Origin of the sequence: Paenibacillus tianmuensis, assembly GCF_900100345.1 — a bacterium.
GTDB classification, from domain to species: Bacteria; Bacillota; Bacilli; order Paenibacillales; family NBRC-103111; genus Paenibacillus_G; species Paenibacillus_G tianmuensis.
In genome coordinates, this window is the sequence record NZ_FMTT01000054.1 from 1 (window position 1) to 15,872 (window position 15,872).

General features: G+C 57.5%; 13 protein-coding genes. 9 read left to right on the top strand and 4 right to left on the bottom strand.

Features of this window, described 5'->3' with window-relative positions:
- A partial coding sequence (locus BLO51_RS24690) for an IS1634 family transposase (RefSeq protein WP_143006978.1) occupies positions 1 to 521 on the bottom strand: 521 nt, incomplete at its 3' end.
- Between the two features lie 824 nt (positions 522 to 1,345).
- On the opposite strand from BLO51_RS24690, the gene BLO51_RS24700 reads away from it, so the two are divergent.
- From BLO51_RS24700 to BLO51_RS24720, 4 genes are all read left to right on the top strand, one after another.
- Positions 1,346 to 1,735: a hypothetical protein gene (locus BLO51_RS24700; protein ID WP_245719808.1), complete on the top strand. Its 390-nt coding sequence runs from the start codon at positions 1,346 to 1,348 to the stop codon at positions 1,733 to 1,735.
- 430 nt (positions 1,736 to 2,165) lie between these two features.
- Entirely contained in the window at positions 2,166 to 2,435 is a 270-nt protein-coding gene (locus tag BLO51_RS24710; RefSeq protein WP_090676072.1) for a hypothetical protein, read from the top strand.
- A gap of 165 nt (positions 2,436 to 2,600) precedes the next feature.
- Positions 2,601 to 3,392 (top strand): alpha/beta hydrolase, encoded by a 792-nt coding sequence (locus tag BLO51_RS24715; protein ID WP_090676073.1) that lies wholly within the window; start codon positions 2,601 to 2,603, stop codon positions 3,390 to 3,392.
- Positions 3,393 to 3,694: 302 nt separating this feature from the next.
- Positions 3,695 to 5,722, top strand: a complete 2,028-nt coding sequence (locus BLO51_RS24720) for a glycosyl hydrolase family 18 protein (RefSeq protein WP_090676074.1) — start codon at positions 3,695 to 3,697, stop codon at positions 5,720 to 5,722.
- Positions 5,723 to 5,910: 188 nt separating this feature from the next.
- Here the strand turns inward: BLO51_RS24720 and BLO51_RS24725 are convergent, their stop codons facing one another.
- The 3 genes from BLO51_RS24725 to BLO51_RS24735 all read right to left on the bottom strand — a co-directional run bounded on the left by BLO51_RS24725 (position 5,911) and on the right by BLO51_RS24735 (position 9,161).
- The gene (locus BLO51_RS24725; RefSeq protein WP_090676076.1) at positions 5,911 to 7,302 is read right to left on the bottom strand and encodes an ABC transporter substrate-binding protein; all 1,392 of its coding nucleotides are present in this window, start codon (positions 7,300 to 7,302) and stop codon (positions 5,911 to 5,913) included.
- A gap of 111 nt (positions 7,303 to 7,413) precedes the next feature.
- Positions 7,414 to 8,235 (bottom strand): carbohydrate ABC transporter permease, encoded by an 822-nt coding sequence (locus BLO51_RS24730; RefSeq protein WP_090676078.1) that lies wholly within the window; start codon positions 8,233 to 8,235, stop codon positions 7,414 to 7,416.
- Positions 8,232 to 9,161 (bottom strand): carbohydrate ABC transporter permease, encoded by a 930-nt coding sequence (locus BLO51_RS24735; RefSeq protein ID WP_090676080.1) that lies wholly within the window; start codon positions 9,159 to 9,161, stop codon positions 8,232 to 8,234. The genes BLO51_RS24730 and BLO51_RS24735 overlap by 4 nt, the downstream gene beginning before the upstream one ends.
- 279 nt (positions 9,162 to 9,440) lie before the next feature.
- Between BLO51_RS24735 and BLO51_RS29935 the strand changes: the two genes are divergently transcribed.
- Genes BLO51_RS29935 through BLO51_RS24760 form a run of 5 tightly spaced genes read left to right on the top strand, consistent with a single transcriptional unit; the run spans position 9,441 to position 15,808 of the window.
- Positions 9,441 to 11,177, top strand: coding sequence for a serine/threonine-protein kinase (locus BLO51_RS29935; protein ID WP_245719809.1), 1,737 nt, complete (start codon positions 9,441 to 9,443; stop codon positions 11,175 to 11,177).
- Positions 11,178 to 11,212: 35 nt separating this feature from the next.
- Entirely contained in the window at positions 11,213 to 12,127 is a 915-nt protein-coding gene (locus BLO51_RS24745; RefSeq protein WP_090676082.1) for a CpaB family protein, read from the top strand.
- Positions 12,124 to 13,365, top strand: a complete 1,242-nt coding sequence (locus tag BLO51_RS24750; RefSeq protein WP_090676084.1) for a CpaE/TadZ family protein — start codon at positions 12,124 to 12,126, stop codon at positions 13,363 to 13,365. The genes BLO51_RS24745 and BLO51_RS24750 overlap by 4 nt, the downstream gene beginning before the upstream one ends.
- Before the next feature lie 11 nt (positions 13,366 to 13,376).
- Complete coding sequence (locus BLO51_RS24755) at positions 13,377 to 14,825, top strand: ATPase, T2SS/T4P/T4SS family (protein ID WP_245719810.1); 1,449 nt, start codon at positions 13,377 to 13,379, stop codon at positions 14,823 to 14,825.
- Positions 14,822 to 15,808 carry a type II secretion system F family protein gene (locus BLO51_RS24760; protein WP_245719811.1) on the top strand — a complete coding sequence of 329 codons (987 nt, stop codon included), beginning with the start codon at positions 14,822 to 14,824 and terminating at the stop codon, positions 15,806 to 15,808. The genes BLO51_RS24755 and BLO51_RS24760 overlap by 4 nt, the downstream gene beginning before the upstream one ends.
- The last annotated feature ends 64 nt before the right edge of the window (positions 15,809 to 15,872 follow it).

Here is a 15,872-nt window from a genome sequence, read left to right on the forward strand (position 1 = left end):
CGCTCCGGCGAAACAGCTAGCCCGAGCATAATCTGCTTGAGGTTAGGCCGATAGTCTTTGCTATGTCCACGTACGATCTGAAGATCGGCCTCCCCTTCGTAAGCACCGTGCAAACTCACCGATGTCGTGTCGTTATGCAGTGTGCCGATCGGCAGGTCAAGCTTGCGCATGGCACGAATGGCGAGCGTGGAGTATACCTTCCACGGCGTGGCCTCATGTAGCTTGTCAAGTGCGCGAGCGAGCGCGTCATCATTCAAATCATCGGCGGTTACACCGTCACCGAACAACAGCTCAACGTCTTGGTCACGGTAAAATCGCTTAACATGGCAGAGGGGATCTTTGCCGCTAAGTACATTGATGACAAGGGCTTTGATTCGCGCACCGGGCGACAGCTTGCAGCGGCTCGCATCCCATGGAAGCAACTCATTCAAAGTCTGCTCAAACTCGATTTCACGACAAAGTCGGTCCACCAACACGGCGGGGCCTGAAGTATATGAATACGTGTTAAGCGGAGTATTCACGTGATCGCCTCCAGAGAAAAAACTATACCCTTACATTCTCTGGAAGTTGGTGATTTCCCTTCAATAAATTTGATTTTCGCGCAGTTTCACCTGCGAAATGTGGGATGGAGCATGATTCAAGAAATTCGTGACACTGCTTAGATGACGGTGGTCTTTGGCAGCGTGCTGTATTTGTGTGATATTCTTGCGTCCGGCCCAGAGAATGATACCATGGATCAGAGTATAGAGATGTCGGAGCTGTGGTTTGGAAAATTCCAATTTCAGTGCCTAAATGAACCTGACGACCGGCTTGCAGAGGGATACCATGAGAATGGGGCATCTCCTTTATATAGAAAATAGTTGGCCTGGTAACCGACCATTTCTCTACAAAGAGACGATGTCCTTTTACATATCTACTTTTGTAGCGCTAAATCGACAGCGCAGTTTTTGCAACACTCAAGTAAATATTATTAAATGAATCAAACAAGGTGAGTTTTTCCCGCAATTTCGACGCTAGAGGTTGGCGGGGACAAAAAACAAAACAGCGGCTCCCAAGGAACCGAATCGTCCTGGCGGGAGACCGCTGTTTTGGCGGCGTATGTAATGTATGATCGTTTTGCGTTACGGAAAGACATGAGGGGGCGGTTTTACGCGGATGGCTTCGGCCGGGCAGGCGTCTAATTTTGCACGGCTAGGTGAATACCGTGTTCCCTATGGGTGCTACACCATAGACTGTTGGTGTGTTCGATAGGAACACGTAACCAGTCCAAGCGACTGCAAGTTGCAGGTACGGCGCCACTGCCGACTTTGCAATTTGGGTAAATTTCACGGAGGTGTCCATCTGTATGGAAAAGTTTCAACCGAATGCGTTCCCTAAACAGAGCATGGTGTCGCCATTATCGTCGAATTTTCCGCCTTCCCCGAGTGTATCGCCGTTTTCGGCGCCAGGGCCGAATATCGCTCCTTACGCGGCCCCGATGCCGAATATGGCACCGATGGCGAATATGCCTCCGATGCCGACAGCCGTCTCGCCTGCATACGTAGCTCCTACGTCGAACTATCCAACGGCAAATGTTCACAACTTTAATGAGGTCAACGTTTTTTTCCCGAAGAAGAAGAAAAAACACCACCACTTCTATCCTTCGTTCGGGTGTGGGACATCGATAGGCATTATCCTCGTCTTGTTTATTTTGTTGGTCATTGTCCTGCGCAGCAGGCACCGTCACCATTGCTGACGCGTAGCGCAGGCGGTCATGCTCGGTAGTTTTCTGCCGGCTCCACCGCCGCTATGCCAAGGCTCCCTGCGGTAACGCCCGTCCTTCGATCCGAGCATCGCTCGTTGATTGCCGCGCGTTACGACGGTTCGATCGCAATCGGCGAAACCGTCCCATCCCGCAAAGAGTGCAGGGAGCCTTGCGAGGGTGGAAAAATTTAATTTAAATACATAACAAGAGGAGAGAGCACGCGACGCTGGCTCACAAGCAAATCGGCTGCGGCCGGACGGTGCTGTCGCTCCAGGACCTGCCTGTAGACGAGACGGCGGAGCACACGCTGCATTTTATTTTAAAGGCGCTTGACGCGCCCGGGTCACCCGCCTAAACCTTCCGGGCGCCTCTCCCATACAATAAAGCAAGAGGAAGAATAAACGAGAGGGGAGAGCGCAGGGTGAGCAAGCTGCCTACGGTATTCCGCAGTGTCAACGAAAGCCTGGATGAAATTTTGACCGCTTTCGACAAAATCAATTCGATCTACCGGTCGGCGAAGCAGATATCCCCGATGCTGAAGCAGGCGGCCAACCTGATTGCCGAGGCGAATGCGGCGGCGGAGCAGCAGCAAGTGAGGCTAAGCGAAGCGATGAAGGCCGCAAGGAACAGGTCGTTCGGAGGAAAGCAAGGCCGAAGGACGTCGGTCCGCAAGCGGAGACGGATGCTCTAAATCGAATCGGATGCCGGGCTCGGATGAGCCGGGCTTTTTTTACGAGCAGCCGCTTCCCCCGCTTCCACAGCCGATTTTCGATGGCACGTTTTGGTCCGAAGCGGTATACTGGGTTTGGGAAATGACGGGATACGATAGGATTCGCTACAACGGGAGGGAACTTACATGGCTTTTATCGATTGTCATTTTTTCTCCGAGTCGCTCGGGCTGTCCACGTCGATGTACGTCCTATTGCCCCAGACGACGAAGGGACAAATCGGCTTAAACAACCGCAGTACGGGAGGCAAGCACCCGGTGCTGTTTTTGCTGCACGGCCTCTCGGACGATCATACGATCTGGCTGCGCCGGACATCGATCGAACGCTACGCGGCCCTGCTCGGACTAGCGGTTGTCATGCCAGCTGTGCATCGCAGCTTTTACGCGGAGATGGCGAGCGGTCCGAAGTATTGGACGTTCATCAGCGAAGAGCTGCCCGCGCTGGCCAGGTCTTTCTTCCCGCTGGCAGAGGAGAGGGAACGCACCTTTGTGGCGGGTCTGTCGATGGGCGGATACGGCGCGCTGAAGCTGGCGCTCCGCCATCCCGAGCGGTTCGGGGCGGCCGCCAGTTTGTCCGGTGCAACGGATATTGAAGCGATGGCGCGGAACCGGCTGCCCCGGGAGGAGACGGCAGCGATATTCGGGTCGGTGGACAGCCTGCGCGGCAGCGATAACGATTTGTTTGGACTGGCGTCCGAATTGGCGCGTTCGGATGCGGAGCAGCCAAAGCTGTATCAATGCTGCGGCACGGAAGATTTCTTATACGAGGACAACATCCGTTTCCGCGATCATTGCCGGGAGCTCGGATTAAAGCTCACTTACGAGGAGGAGCCCGGGGCGCATGATTGGGGCTACTGGGACCGTAAAATTCAAAGCGTGCTGAATTGGCTGCCGCTGGAAAAGGGTCTGGCGGACAACTAAAAAGGATCGGCTTATAGGCTTGGGTATGCTCCGTTTGGCGGACGTATCCAAGCTTTTTTGTTGATTGTTCTTAAAAGACAAGGACGGCTCTGCCGATTATCCGGGTATTCACAGGGATATTGTAGAAATTTATCCCTCTTTCTGGAGGAAATTATCCGTTACAACGTGGGGGAGATCCCTGATAATGGAAGCTATAATGATGAGAGGAGGGATCCCTGCCGATAATCGACGATGATGTCAGTCCGATTGTTAAGGACGGTATGCCAGAAAGTAAAACGTAAACAAAGGAGCTGTTGTAGTTAATGATGAAACGAAAAGCTTGGGCGCTGCTGCTAGTCGTCGTGCTGCTTGCCTCGCTGCTGCCGGCGGCCGCCTTCGCCGCTGCTGCTTGGGCGCCGAATACCTCGTACAAAAACGGTGATATTGTCACTTACGGAGGCTCGGATTATCAATGTCTTCAAGCCCACACCTCGCTCGTTGGATGGGAGCCGCCGAACGTTCCTGCCCTGTGGAAGCCGCATAGCGGCGGCGGGACGGATACCCAGCCTCCTGCCACACCGGCCAATCTGAGCGTTACCGGCAAAACATCGACCACCGTCAGCTTATCCTGGGGCGCATCGACCGATAACGTTGGCGTAACGGGATATGACGTGTACCAAGGCGGGACGATTGTTGGAAGCGCTACCACGACTTCGTATACCGTGAGCGGCCTGACGCCGTCGACCTCGTATACGTTTACAGTGAAAGCCAAGGACGCCGCCGGTAACGTATCCGCTGCGAGCAATGCCGTCACCGTGACGACGAGCGGGACGTCGAACGACACGACGCCGCCTACCGCGCCAACAGATGTTAGCGCTTCCAACGTAACGTCGACCAGTGTGACGCTATCGTGGACGGCATCGACCGATAACGTCGGCGTGACGGGATACGACGTGTACCAAGGCGGGACGCTTGTTGGAAGCGCTGCCACGACTTCGTATAGCGTGAGCGGCCTGACACCGGCGACTTTGTACACGTTTACGGTAAAAGCCAAGGACGCCGCCGGCAACGTATCCGCCGCCAGCAATGCCGTCACGATTACAACATCCGGCAGCGGCAGTGGCGGCGACAAGAAAATCGTCACGTATTACCCGGCTTGGGCGGTCTATGGACGCAACTTCAAGGTGCCGGAAATCGACGCTTCGAAGATCACCCATATCAACTACGCCTTCGCGGATGTTTGCTGGAACGACAGACACGGCAATCCGGATTCGACCGGACCGAACCCGCAAACCTGGGCTTGCGCCGATGAAAAGGGCAATATCAACGTACCGAACGGATCTATCGTTCAGGGCGATCCTTGGGCCGATACCGGCATGTCGTATCCGGGAGATACGTGGGATCAGCCGCTCAAAGGCAGCTTCAATCAATTGATCAAGCTGAAGAAGGCGAACCCGCATCTGAAGACGCTCATTTCCGTCGGCGGGTGGAGCTGGTCCAACCGGTTCTCGGACGTGGCGGCCGATCCGGCGGCACGGACCAATTTTGCCAAATCGGCGGTTGACTTCCTCCGCAAATACCAGTTTGACGGCGTCGATCTCGACTGGGAATACCCGGTCAGCGGCGGTCTGGCGGGCAACAGCAAGCGTCCGGAGGATAAGCAAAACTTCACGCTGCTGCTGCAAGCGGTCAGGAGCGAGTTGAATGCCGCCGGCTCAGCCGACGGTAAGCAGTACTTGTTGACGATTGCATCCGGGGCAGGCCCGAATTTCGTGAACAACACGGAGCTGTCCAAAGTCGCGCAAACTCTCGATTGGATTAACATCATGACGTACGATTTCCACGGCGGCTGGGAATCCAAATCCGGACACAACGCTCCGCTGTACTTTGACCCGGCGGATAACAGCGCAGATCCGGTCAACTTCAATGTCGACAAGGCGGTTGCGAATCATTTGAACGCCGGCGTACCGGCCTCCAAGCTGGTGCTCGGCCTCCCGTACTACGGCAAGGGCTGGCAGGGCTGCGCCTCGGCGGATAACGGCCAGTATCAACAATGCTCCGGCGTATCCCAGAAAGGAACATGGGAGAAAGGATCGTTCGACTTCTACGATCTGGAAGCCAACTATATCAACAAAAACGGCTATACCCGCTACTGGAACAACGTAACCAAAACACCGTTCCTGTATCAGCCGAACGGCGGCGTCTTCATCTCGTACGACGACGCCGAATCGATTCAGCATAAGGTCGATTACATCAAGTCCAAAGGACTTGCCGGCGCCATGACGTGGGAAGTGACGCAGGATCGCAACAAAACGCTGCAAACGATCGTGAAAAACGGTCTGAATCCGTAAAACACCGGACAACAAGAGCACCCGCAGACGCTTCATACCGCACTAATGATTTCCGGCCTTCGCCCTCATCGGGCGGAGGTCTTTTGTTTGTCCTTTAACGATTAGAATTTGTAATTCAATGTTTTTAGAATTCAAATTCAAAAAAAACCAGCGGCTACCCTTAGGGAGACTGTCGGCCGGGGGAAACGTTATTTCGCTACCGTTTTGTTGTACTGAGCAAGCTTCGACGATATTTCTTTTGCTGCGCCGTCCAGCGCTTCTTTCGGCGTCTTCTTGCCGTTCAGTACTTCTTCGATCGCGCCTTCGGTCAGCTGGCGGGCTTCCGGGAACACGCCCATAACCGCGCCTTGCGTCGCTTTGTTCGCTTTCGTTTGGTGCAGTTGGTCGACGGCTGTTTTAAACTGCGGATACTTGGTCAGGTTATCCTTGACGAGCTGCTCGTCATACGCTTTTTTCGTGATCGGGAAATATCCCGTATTGACGTGCCAGTAAGCTTGCTGCTTCGGATCGGCAAGGAATTTGATGAACTCCCATGCCCCCTTCTGCTCCGCTTCGGAACGGTTGTTCAAGATGTACAAGCTCGCGCCGCCGACGATGACGCCGCCATCCTTCGCGTCCTTCGGCTTCGGCAGGAAGGCCGTGCCGACTTGGAACTTGCCTTCCGCTGCGCTTACAATCCCGCGCAGGGAAGCGGTCGAATCGAGCGTCATCGCGATTTGGCCGGCGGCGAACGGTTTTTTCGTATCGTCGGTTTTGCGGCCGAGGTTCAGCATTGTTTTGTCATCGATCATTTGCTTCCACCAAGTCATCGTGTTGATGCCGGCATCGCTGCCGAGCATCGATTTCGTCGCCGGGCTGGTGCGGCCGTTGCCGTTGTTCAGAAGCTCGGCGCCTTGGTTCGCGAAGAACTGCTCCATAAACCAGCCGTAGATGGCGAAGGAAGCGCCGGCTTTGCCGTCCTTGGTCAGCTTTTTGGCTGCTTCGGCGACTTCCTCATAGGTGACAGGCGGCTTTTCCGGATCGAGTCCGGCAGCTTTGAACATGTCTTTGTTGTAATACAGAATCGGGTTAGATGTGTTGAACGGCATCGAATTCAGCTTGCCGTCCACCGTGTAATAGTTCAAAATGTTTTCTTCAAGCTGGGAGACATCGTATTTGTCGGCGTCGATAAATTTTTGGATCGGCGTGATCGCTTTGGAGTCGATCATGAAGCGGCTGCCTATTTCGTACACCTGAATGAGCGCTGGACCGCTTTTGGAATCCATGGACGCTTTCATTTTGTTCAAGCTTTCGTCGTAGGTGCCTTGGAATACGGCTTCGACGACGACGTTTTTCTGGGAGGCGTTGAAATCGGCGACCAGCTTGTCTACCGCCTTGCCCAGCTCGCCGCTCATCGAGTGCCACCAGACGACTTTGACCGACTCCCCGGCTTTCGGCGCTTCCTTATTCTCGGCGCCCCCGGCTGCAGGCTTGTCCCCGCCGGTGCTCACCGTGCCGTTACCGTTTCTGCATGCCGCCATAAACATAGTGACGAAAGCAAGCAGCAGAAGCAGCATGCTTTTTTTGTTCAGGTGCTTCATTTCGGTTGATCTCTCCCTTTCATTGGTTATTTATATATTGCGAGGAGGCGTTGGGAAACCCGTCGACTCCGTCATGCGGAGCGAGCCAAGAGCCGGCCCTCGCGCTATGTCTTACCCCTTGATCGCACCGGCGGTCATCCCGCGGACGAGCTGCTTCAGACCGAGCAGCAGCAAAACAAGCGACGGCAGAAGCACCGTCACGACGCCCGCCAGCACGACGTTCCAATAGGTCAGCTCTTCGAATTGCAGCATGCTGATGCCGACCTGGACCGTGCGCATCGATTGCCCGTTCGTGACGAGCAGCGGCCACAAGTACATGTTCCAGTGGGTCAGGAACGAGTACACGCCGAGCGTGGCGAGCGCAGGCTTGGCCAGCGGCAGCACGAGCCGGGCAAAGCTGCGCAGATGGCAGCAGCCGTCGATTTTGGCGGCTTCGAACAATTCGCGCGGGAGCTGCAGGAAAAATTGACGCAGCAGGAACGTGCCGAAGGCGGTTGCCAGAAAAGGTACGATCAGTCCCTGGTAGCTGTCGAGCCAGCCCCAGCTTTTGACGGTCAAATAATTGGGGATGATCGTCACTTCCCAAGGGATCATCATGGTGGACAGAAACAGCGCAAACAGGAAGCTTTTGCCAGGAAATCTCATATACGCGAACGCATAGGCCGCCAGACTTGCCGTCACGAGCTGCCCCAGCATGATCGAGCCGGAGACGAGGAAGCTGTTGGTGAGAAACTGGCCGACCGGAATTTGCTTGAGCACTTGAATATAGTTGTCCCATTGCAGGCCCCCCGGCAGCAGCTTGGGCGGATATGAAGCCGACTCCGCGTTCGTCATGAATGAGGCCGAGTTTGTATACAGGAGCGGATATAATGTCAGCGCCGCAGCGACGATAAGCACGGCGTACACGAACGCGTTTTGCAAGCGCGAACTCATTGGTAATGCACCTTCCTTTCCAGAAGACGGTACTGGAGAAGGGTCAGAATGAGCACAATGGCGAACAGGATCAGGGCTTGTGCGCTGCCGATGCCGAACCGGAAGTTCACGAACGCGTCCTGATAAATATTGAACACGATGACGTCGGTGCTGTTCATCGGGCCGCCCTTGGTGAGAATATGAATTTGTCCGAACGACTGGAACGCCTGAATGACCGAGACGATCCCAACGAAAAAGAGCGTGGGCGATACGAGCGGCACCGTTAGCTGGAAAAAGGTGCGCAGCGGGCCGGAGCCGTCGATTTTGGCGCTGTCGTAGATTTCCTCGGGCACGCTCTGCAAGCCGCTGAGCAGGACGATATAGTTGAAGCCGAGATTCATCCAGATCGTCATGATGGAGACGGAGACGAGCGCCCAGGCCGGATCGGTCAGCCAATTGACGGGATTTGCGCCGAGCAGCGTCAAGAAATAATTGAGTGTGCCAAGCGTCGGATGATACAGCATCATCCAGATGACCGAGCCGGTCCCGACGGAGATGGCTACAGGCAGCGAGAACACGAACCGGAAGCCTTTCATCCCCCGAAGCCTGCCTTGCGACAGCGCAGCGAGCAGCAGGGCAAGGGCGATGCCGACAGGGACGGTGAGAACGGTGAAGGACAGAGTGACTTTCAAGCTTTCGTAAAATTTATCGGAGGCTAGAAGCTCAGTGAAGTTGTCGAGACCGGCAAAAACGGCGATACGCCCACGGGGGTCCGTTAAATGAAGACTGAGGTAAACCGACTTCAAAAGAGGATAGAACAGAAAAATACCGAACAGCAAAAGGGAAGGCAACAGGAATGCATAGGCCAGCGAGGCTTCCTTCCACCGGATGAAGCGGGCTTCGCCGCCCGGCTGCCGTTTGCCGCTTGGCTGAGGCGGGGGCCGGATGAACCGCTGCGTTACGGTCGAGCAAGGTCATGCGGACGCTCCTTTCAGGGACTGGTCTGAACGAGCTAATTATAAAGCGGGGGTATTATCCAAAGGTTAATTGGGCGTTAAGATATTGTGGAAAATTGGTTGAGATTTACAAATTCTAAATAAACGGCGGCAAATCGGTTGTTGAAATTTTGGTAAAACTATGATAGTTTATAAACAATCTCATTACATTGTGCGGAAGAACCGCCTTATGTCATGCATTGTTTGCATGCGTAAGGCGGTTTTTTGTCATTGTCTGCGAACGAAAGGCGGGGAAACGAAGCCATGCTGCATTATGGTTTACAGCCGGGTCAGACGCTGACAGGGCGCTACCGGATCATGGCTCCTCTGGGGAGCGGCGGGATGAGCCGGGTGTTTCTGGCGGAAGACTTGAAGCTGAAGGGGAAGAAGTGGGCCGTGAAGGAGACGTATATCGGAGACGACCCGTCCGCGGGGGAAAGCGGCCAGGAGGCGGCGCTGCGGCGGCACATGCTGCTTAAGGAAGCGGAGACGATGAGCCGTTTGAGTCATCCGAATCTGCCGGATATCGTCGATTACGTTCCCGCCAACGCCCACGGATTTCTGTATCTGGTCATGGATTATATCGAAGGGGAAACGCTGCTGCAGCGTTTCGAGCGACTGGGCCGCCGCATGAGCGAGGGACAGGCGGCGGAGATTGCGCAGCAGCTCTGCGGGCTGCTCGATTATTTGCATTCGCTCCGTCCGGAGCCAATCATTCACCGCGATTTGAAGCCGTCTAACCTGATGCTCGATGCGGACGGACGGGTGCGCTTGATCGACTTCGGGACCGCCCGCAGCTTTAAAGCGGAGCAAGCCGCCGACACGGTGCTGCTCGGCACGGTCGGCTTTGCCGCGCCGGAGCAGTTCGACGGGCGGCAGAGCGATCCGCACACCGATCTGTACGGCCTCGGCGCACTGCTGTATTTTTTGCTGAGCGGGGGCGCGTATTACAATCCGCAAAGCCCTTACCGCGAAGCGGAAGCGGCGATCCCGTACGGGATCGCGCCGATCGTGCTGCGGCTGCTGCGCGCAAGCCCGGACGGCCGGTTCGCGGACGCGCGCGAAGCAGGGGCCGCGCTGGCGGGCTGGCTGGCTGCGCAGCAGCCGCAGCGGCTGGCGGCGCAGGCCGGCGCGCAGCCGCAGCCGGGAGCGGCGTGGACGCCGCCGCTCGTGGTGGCGGTCGGCGCCCTGTACCCGGGCGCCGGGGCCACCTTTGCCGCGCTCGCGCTCGCGCGGCAGCTTCACGATCTCGGCGTCCCGCACGCCGTGATCGAGCCGCCTGCTCCGCAAGCGGAGCTGTCCGCGCTGTTGTTCGCGGACAAGAACGCGCCGTCGGCGTATCGCTGCTATAACGCGGCGGGGCAGGGCGGTCGCCCGGACGAGCGGCCCTGGGCGGACGGCCACACGCTGTGGTTGCCCGCCGAAGAGCCAGCCCCCGGCGCGGAAGAAGCGCAGCTTGACGCCGGAGGCTGGCTGAAGCTGTTTCACGCGGTCCGGCGGCCGGTGTGCATCGTGGACGTCGGCGCGCAGTGGGATCATCCCGCGGTGCGCGAGTTGCTCGAAACCGCGACGGACGTCGTCTACGCTGTCGACCCTTTCGCGCATAAGCTGGAGCTTCCCGCAACGCGCCGCCGCCTGCGGGAGCTTGAAGCCTGGCTGGCGCCGGGACGGCGGCTGCACTGCTTCGCGGTGAAGGCGCTGAAGTCGCCGCAAACGGAAGCGTGGCTGCGCTTGCTCCCGCAGCGTCCCGCCTGCCTGCTGCCTGCAGTGGATCTGGCGGCGCTGACTGAGGCCGGCTGGCAAGGACGGCTGCCGCACGACACGCCGCCGGTCCGGGACGCGCTTCGCGAGGCCATGCTGCCGTGGCTCCGGCGGTGGCTGCCGGACGAGGTCATCCCCGCGCAGCGGGAGCGGAATCGTCTCGGTCCCGCGACCAAGCTGCTGCGGTTGTTTCAATTCAACAAATAACCCGTTTATCCAGAAAAACAGGAGGAGGTAACGGTTTGCAGAAAGCATGGATCGTCATCACGCTGGGCTGCGTGCTGATGGCGGGATCGATATACGGATATTGGCAGTTCATGAAGCATACCGAAATTCAAGTTCGCACCATGACGACGGTCAAACCTGTAAGGATGCTGCAAAGCGGGGAAGTCGTCGAAGCTTCCATGCTCCGCAAAGCGGTCATTCCGCTGGCGGCTCACAGCTCCGAAGCCGTAACGGACCTTGAAGCGCTGATCGGCAAGACGGTGCTTGTGCCGATTGCGGACAGCGAGGAACTGGTTACGTGGAAGTTGACCGATCGCAGCACGGTACCCCGTACGGGAGAGCGTTATTTCAGCTTCAAGACGGATGCGGCCGTCAACGTCAATAATATGGTTCGGCGCGGCGATCGCGTCGACGTATGGGTCGAATTCGAGACGCCCAAGTTCGTCACGACCGGCTCCGGCGCGCTATGGAGCGTCGGCGCGGTCAAAATTATCGAGCAGCTTCCGGTTACGGCGGTCAAGACGGCCGAAGGGCTGGAGGTGACGGACGGAGCGACGATTGAAACGGTCGTTCAGCCGAACCAAGCCCAATTGCAGAACGCCCGTTCCAAGCCGAACGGGAAGCCCGAGCTGAACACTTACATGATGAACGACGAAGTGTACGAGGCCTACGTGCTCGGCAGCATTGGCGGAAAGATTAAGCTGGCGCTGCCCGACCTGTCCGCGCCCGCCGCCGTTTCGGGAACCGTTACAGGATTGTTTCAGGAACTTAAGGAAGCGGATTTGTTCAGCAAAACCAAGCCCCAGGTTCAAGTGAAAGGCGAGCTGAATCGAAGCCAGATCAGCGGTAAGGAAAAGGAGCCCGCTGCCGCACAGGGGAACGGCAGCGCTTCGCCAGGGCTCAAAGCAACGGAGGTGAAACCGGCATCATGAATCTATTGTTCGCACACCCGCGGGCCGGCGCCGCGGACCTTTTGGGGGCGCAATTAAGCCGTACCGGCTCGGACGGCATCGTGACGGTACAGCACCGTGACCGATTGCTCGCCCGGCTGGAAGAAACGTTCGACGTTATTGCCGTCCATACCGGCTTGTTCTACGATTCGTATCCTTGGGATTGGATGCCGGAGATCCGGCGCAAGCAGCCTCACGCCCGCGTCGTCGTAGCCCCGGACGAGGCTGTATACGATTCGTTCATGTTGGAGGCGTTGACGCGACTGGCGGAGACGCTCGGTTTCACCGTTTTGCCGCTGGGTGGAACGGAGCAGGAGACGTTCGAGGCGCTCGCTGCTTCCGTCGAAGGACGCAGCGTCCGCAGGTCGGCCGGCGATAAGCGAAGCGGCATCGTGGTTGCCGTCTGGTCTGCGAGCAGCAAGGACGGGGCGACGACGGTCGCCGTCAATACGGCGCTTGCGCTGGCATCGGCGAACCGTCTGCGCGTCGGGCTGATCGACGCGAATCTGCGCAACCCGGAAATTCGCTCGCAGCTGAATTTGACGGAGACGGACCGCAGCCAATTCAAGCTGCGGCCGAAGCTGCAGACCCATACGCTGCAGCCCGAAGACCTGCTCGATTCATGCATGACCTATCGGAAGATGACCGGATTGCACATTTTGACCGGCTCGCCCCGCCGAGACACCGCGCTCGATATGACGCCGGAAATGATGGAGCATTTGCTGCAGACGGCCAGATCCGTATTCGACGTGACGCTGGTCGATCTGAACGCCTATCCGGATAACGCCGCGACGGTGTGTACTGTCCGCGGAGCCGACATTCGCTGGCTCGTCGCCCAGAACAATTATGCTTCCTACCGTACAAGTTGGCGCGAATGGTTTGACTGCTATTGGAAATATTGCGGCCTGACTCCGTACGACATCTCGCTGATTCTCAACCGCGCATCGTCGGACGATAAGCCCGAACGGATCGCGGACGCACTGCAAATGTCTTTAGGCGCTTCGATTCCGAATGCGTCCGGCGGTCTCGGCATGAAAGCCGTGCATGAAGGGGTTCCCCTTTACTTGATGCCGAAGGCGGAGCCGTTCACCGAAGCGATCGACGGGCTGGCGGCATTGCTGACGAAGCGCGCGGAAGGAGACGTGCCGGGAATGGAGCTTGCCCCGGGCCAGCGGCGTAAGCCGGGGTGGATCTCCAGATTGAGCGCCTTGTTCGGATAGGAGGGACTGACTTGTCATTACCGACAGCCCATCGAGCGGGCGGGCGGATGCGCCCGAGAACCCGATTCGAAGCCGGGCAATATTTGAAGGATCTGATGCAGGCGGACCAAGCGCGTGAGCGTATGCCTGCCTCGTGGTCGAGCCTGAATGCGGCCGGGCATAAAAAAGGAGTGCAGCGCATGCCGCTGGCCGATGCGGTGAAGCTGGTGTACGAGCATTTAACCGAGCGCTCCAAGAAGGATCAGGCGCTGTACGAAGATATTTTGCAAGCCGGACTTGGCGAGCCGCTGGCGCAGGTACGGATGAAGGCGGTCATCGATACGCTGCTGACCGAATACCGCATCGATATCGAACCGGACACGCTGACGCCGCCGCTGACCCCGACGGAATGCGTATTTGCCGACACGTGCGGCGCGGGATTGATTGAGGATTTGTACAGGCTGCCCGACGTGGAAGAGGTTCAGGTCATCGGCTGCGACATTTATCTGCTTCGCAACGGAGAGATGACGCGTCATGCCCGCCGGTTCGCTTCGCTTGCCGACGTTTTGCTGCTGCAGGACCGTTTGGCGCTGTGCGGCAAAAAGCCGATCAACGAGCGGCAGCCGTTCATCCAGTCCTATTTGTGGAACCGTTCGAGACTCGTGATGACCCGGCCGCCGTATTCCGATGTCCCAAGCATTCATATTCGCAATTTTATCGTCAAGGACGTGACTCTTGAGCTGCTGGCCGATTTACATACGTTGAACGAGCCGATGGCGCGTCTCCTGCGCCTGCTGGTCCGCTACCATGCCAGCTTTTTGATCGGCGGGGGCACGGCGACCGGCAAGACGACGTTTTTGTTCGCGCTGGCGCAGGAAATTCCAGAGAACGAACGGATTCGGACGCTGGAGAAAGAATTCGAGGTCGCGCTCCGTGAACGTCTGCGGGGGAACCGGAACATTTTGGCCGTCCGGGAAGTGGATGAGATCGGGCTGAGCATGGAGGAATCGTTCAAGCCATTGCTTGTGATGAGCCCGCATTGGGTGATCGTCGGTGAAGCGAAAGGCTCCGAGGTGTCCCAGATGGTGCAGGGCGCGCTGCGCGGTCACGATATGATGGGCACGATGCATACGAAGTATCGCGATTCGTTCATCAGCGACGTCGTGGATATGATCAAGCAGGACGGGCGGCAGCATGACCAAACCGATACCGTCCGGCGCGTAGCCCGGGCGTTTAACCTTATTGTGTTTTTGCGGCTGGTACGCATCGGGGGAAAGCCGGTTCGGGTCGCGACGGAAATTACGGAGCTTTCCGTAGACGAGCAGCAGACGGTACATATCCGTCCGCTGGTCGAATGGGATTTTCAGCGGCAGACGTGGAGGTTTACCGGTGCGCGGTTCAGCCGTTCGCTGATGGACCATCTTGTGGCAAACGGAGCCAATCCCGACGAGTTTTGGGAACTGGGGGTATGGGGAGCATGAGCGTGTCGGCACAGCTCATTCAAGGCAGTCTCAAGGGCTTGCTCTTTGGCTGTTGGATCGTCGGGTCGCTGCTGCTGGTCGTGTGGTTGTTGCGGATGACCGGAGCCGGCGCGGCCCGGCGCCGCCGCTTCAGGTCGCTCGGGGGCGATCCCGGCCGTCGAACCTTGGGAGGCTCGTTTACTGGCCTTAGGCCTATCCGACATTTGGCCGAGGAAATGGAAGTCGCCGAGCTCAAGATCGGGGTCGAGGCGATCGGCGCAGTCATGCTGCTGTTGGCGTTTGTCGGATTTTTCGGCTCGGATGCGGCCGTGCAGCTGATGCAGCAGCGTTTTGCCGTCGGCGCAGACCGGCTGCAGGGCTTCCACGTATGGACGCTCAGCGGCGCCATCGCCTTTTTGCTCGGCTCGTTTCCTTACTTTTATGTCCGGTTTCGCGTGCAGCGCAAGCGTCACCGCATTGCGAACCGTATGATCATGCTCGTGCAGAACTTGATCGGACATTACCGCCCCCGGCTGACGCTGGCCGAAGTGATCGTCAAAGCGTCGAAGACGATGCCGGACGAGGTCCAAAGCGAATGGAGACGCCTGGAGCTCGCGCTTCATATGAAGTCGGTCGATGAAGCGCTGTACGAGTTTGCGCGCCGAATTCAAAGCGGGTGGGCCGACGATCTTGCGGATTTGCTGCTGATCGGCTCGCATTACGGCACCGACGTCACCGAATCGCTGCATCACTTGGTCGGCAAGATGCAAGCGGCCAAGCGGCACGAAGAGAACCGGCTCGCCATGATTACCGTTTACCGGCTCGGTACGACATTTATGATCGGCTTTGCTTTCTTCGTTGTCGGCTTCAACATTTATGCCGACGGGGCGAACTACCGCCACTATTTCGTCGATCCGGTCGGCAAGTCGCTGCTGATCGTCTCCAGCGCCGTCATGTTTATTTCGATGGTCATGGTCATCAAATCGGGCCGCAAAGCGTTTTAAGCGAGCGATGATTAGCCGGTCGGCAAAACTTTCGCTGCGACGCAATATCCTATTTCCCGGAGAG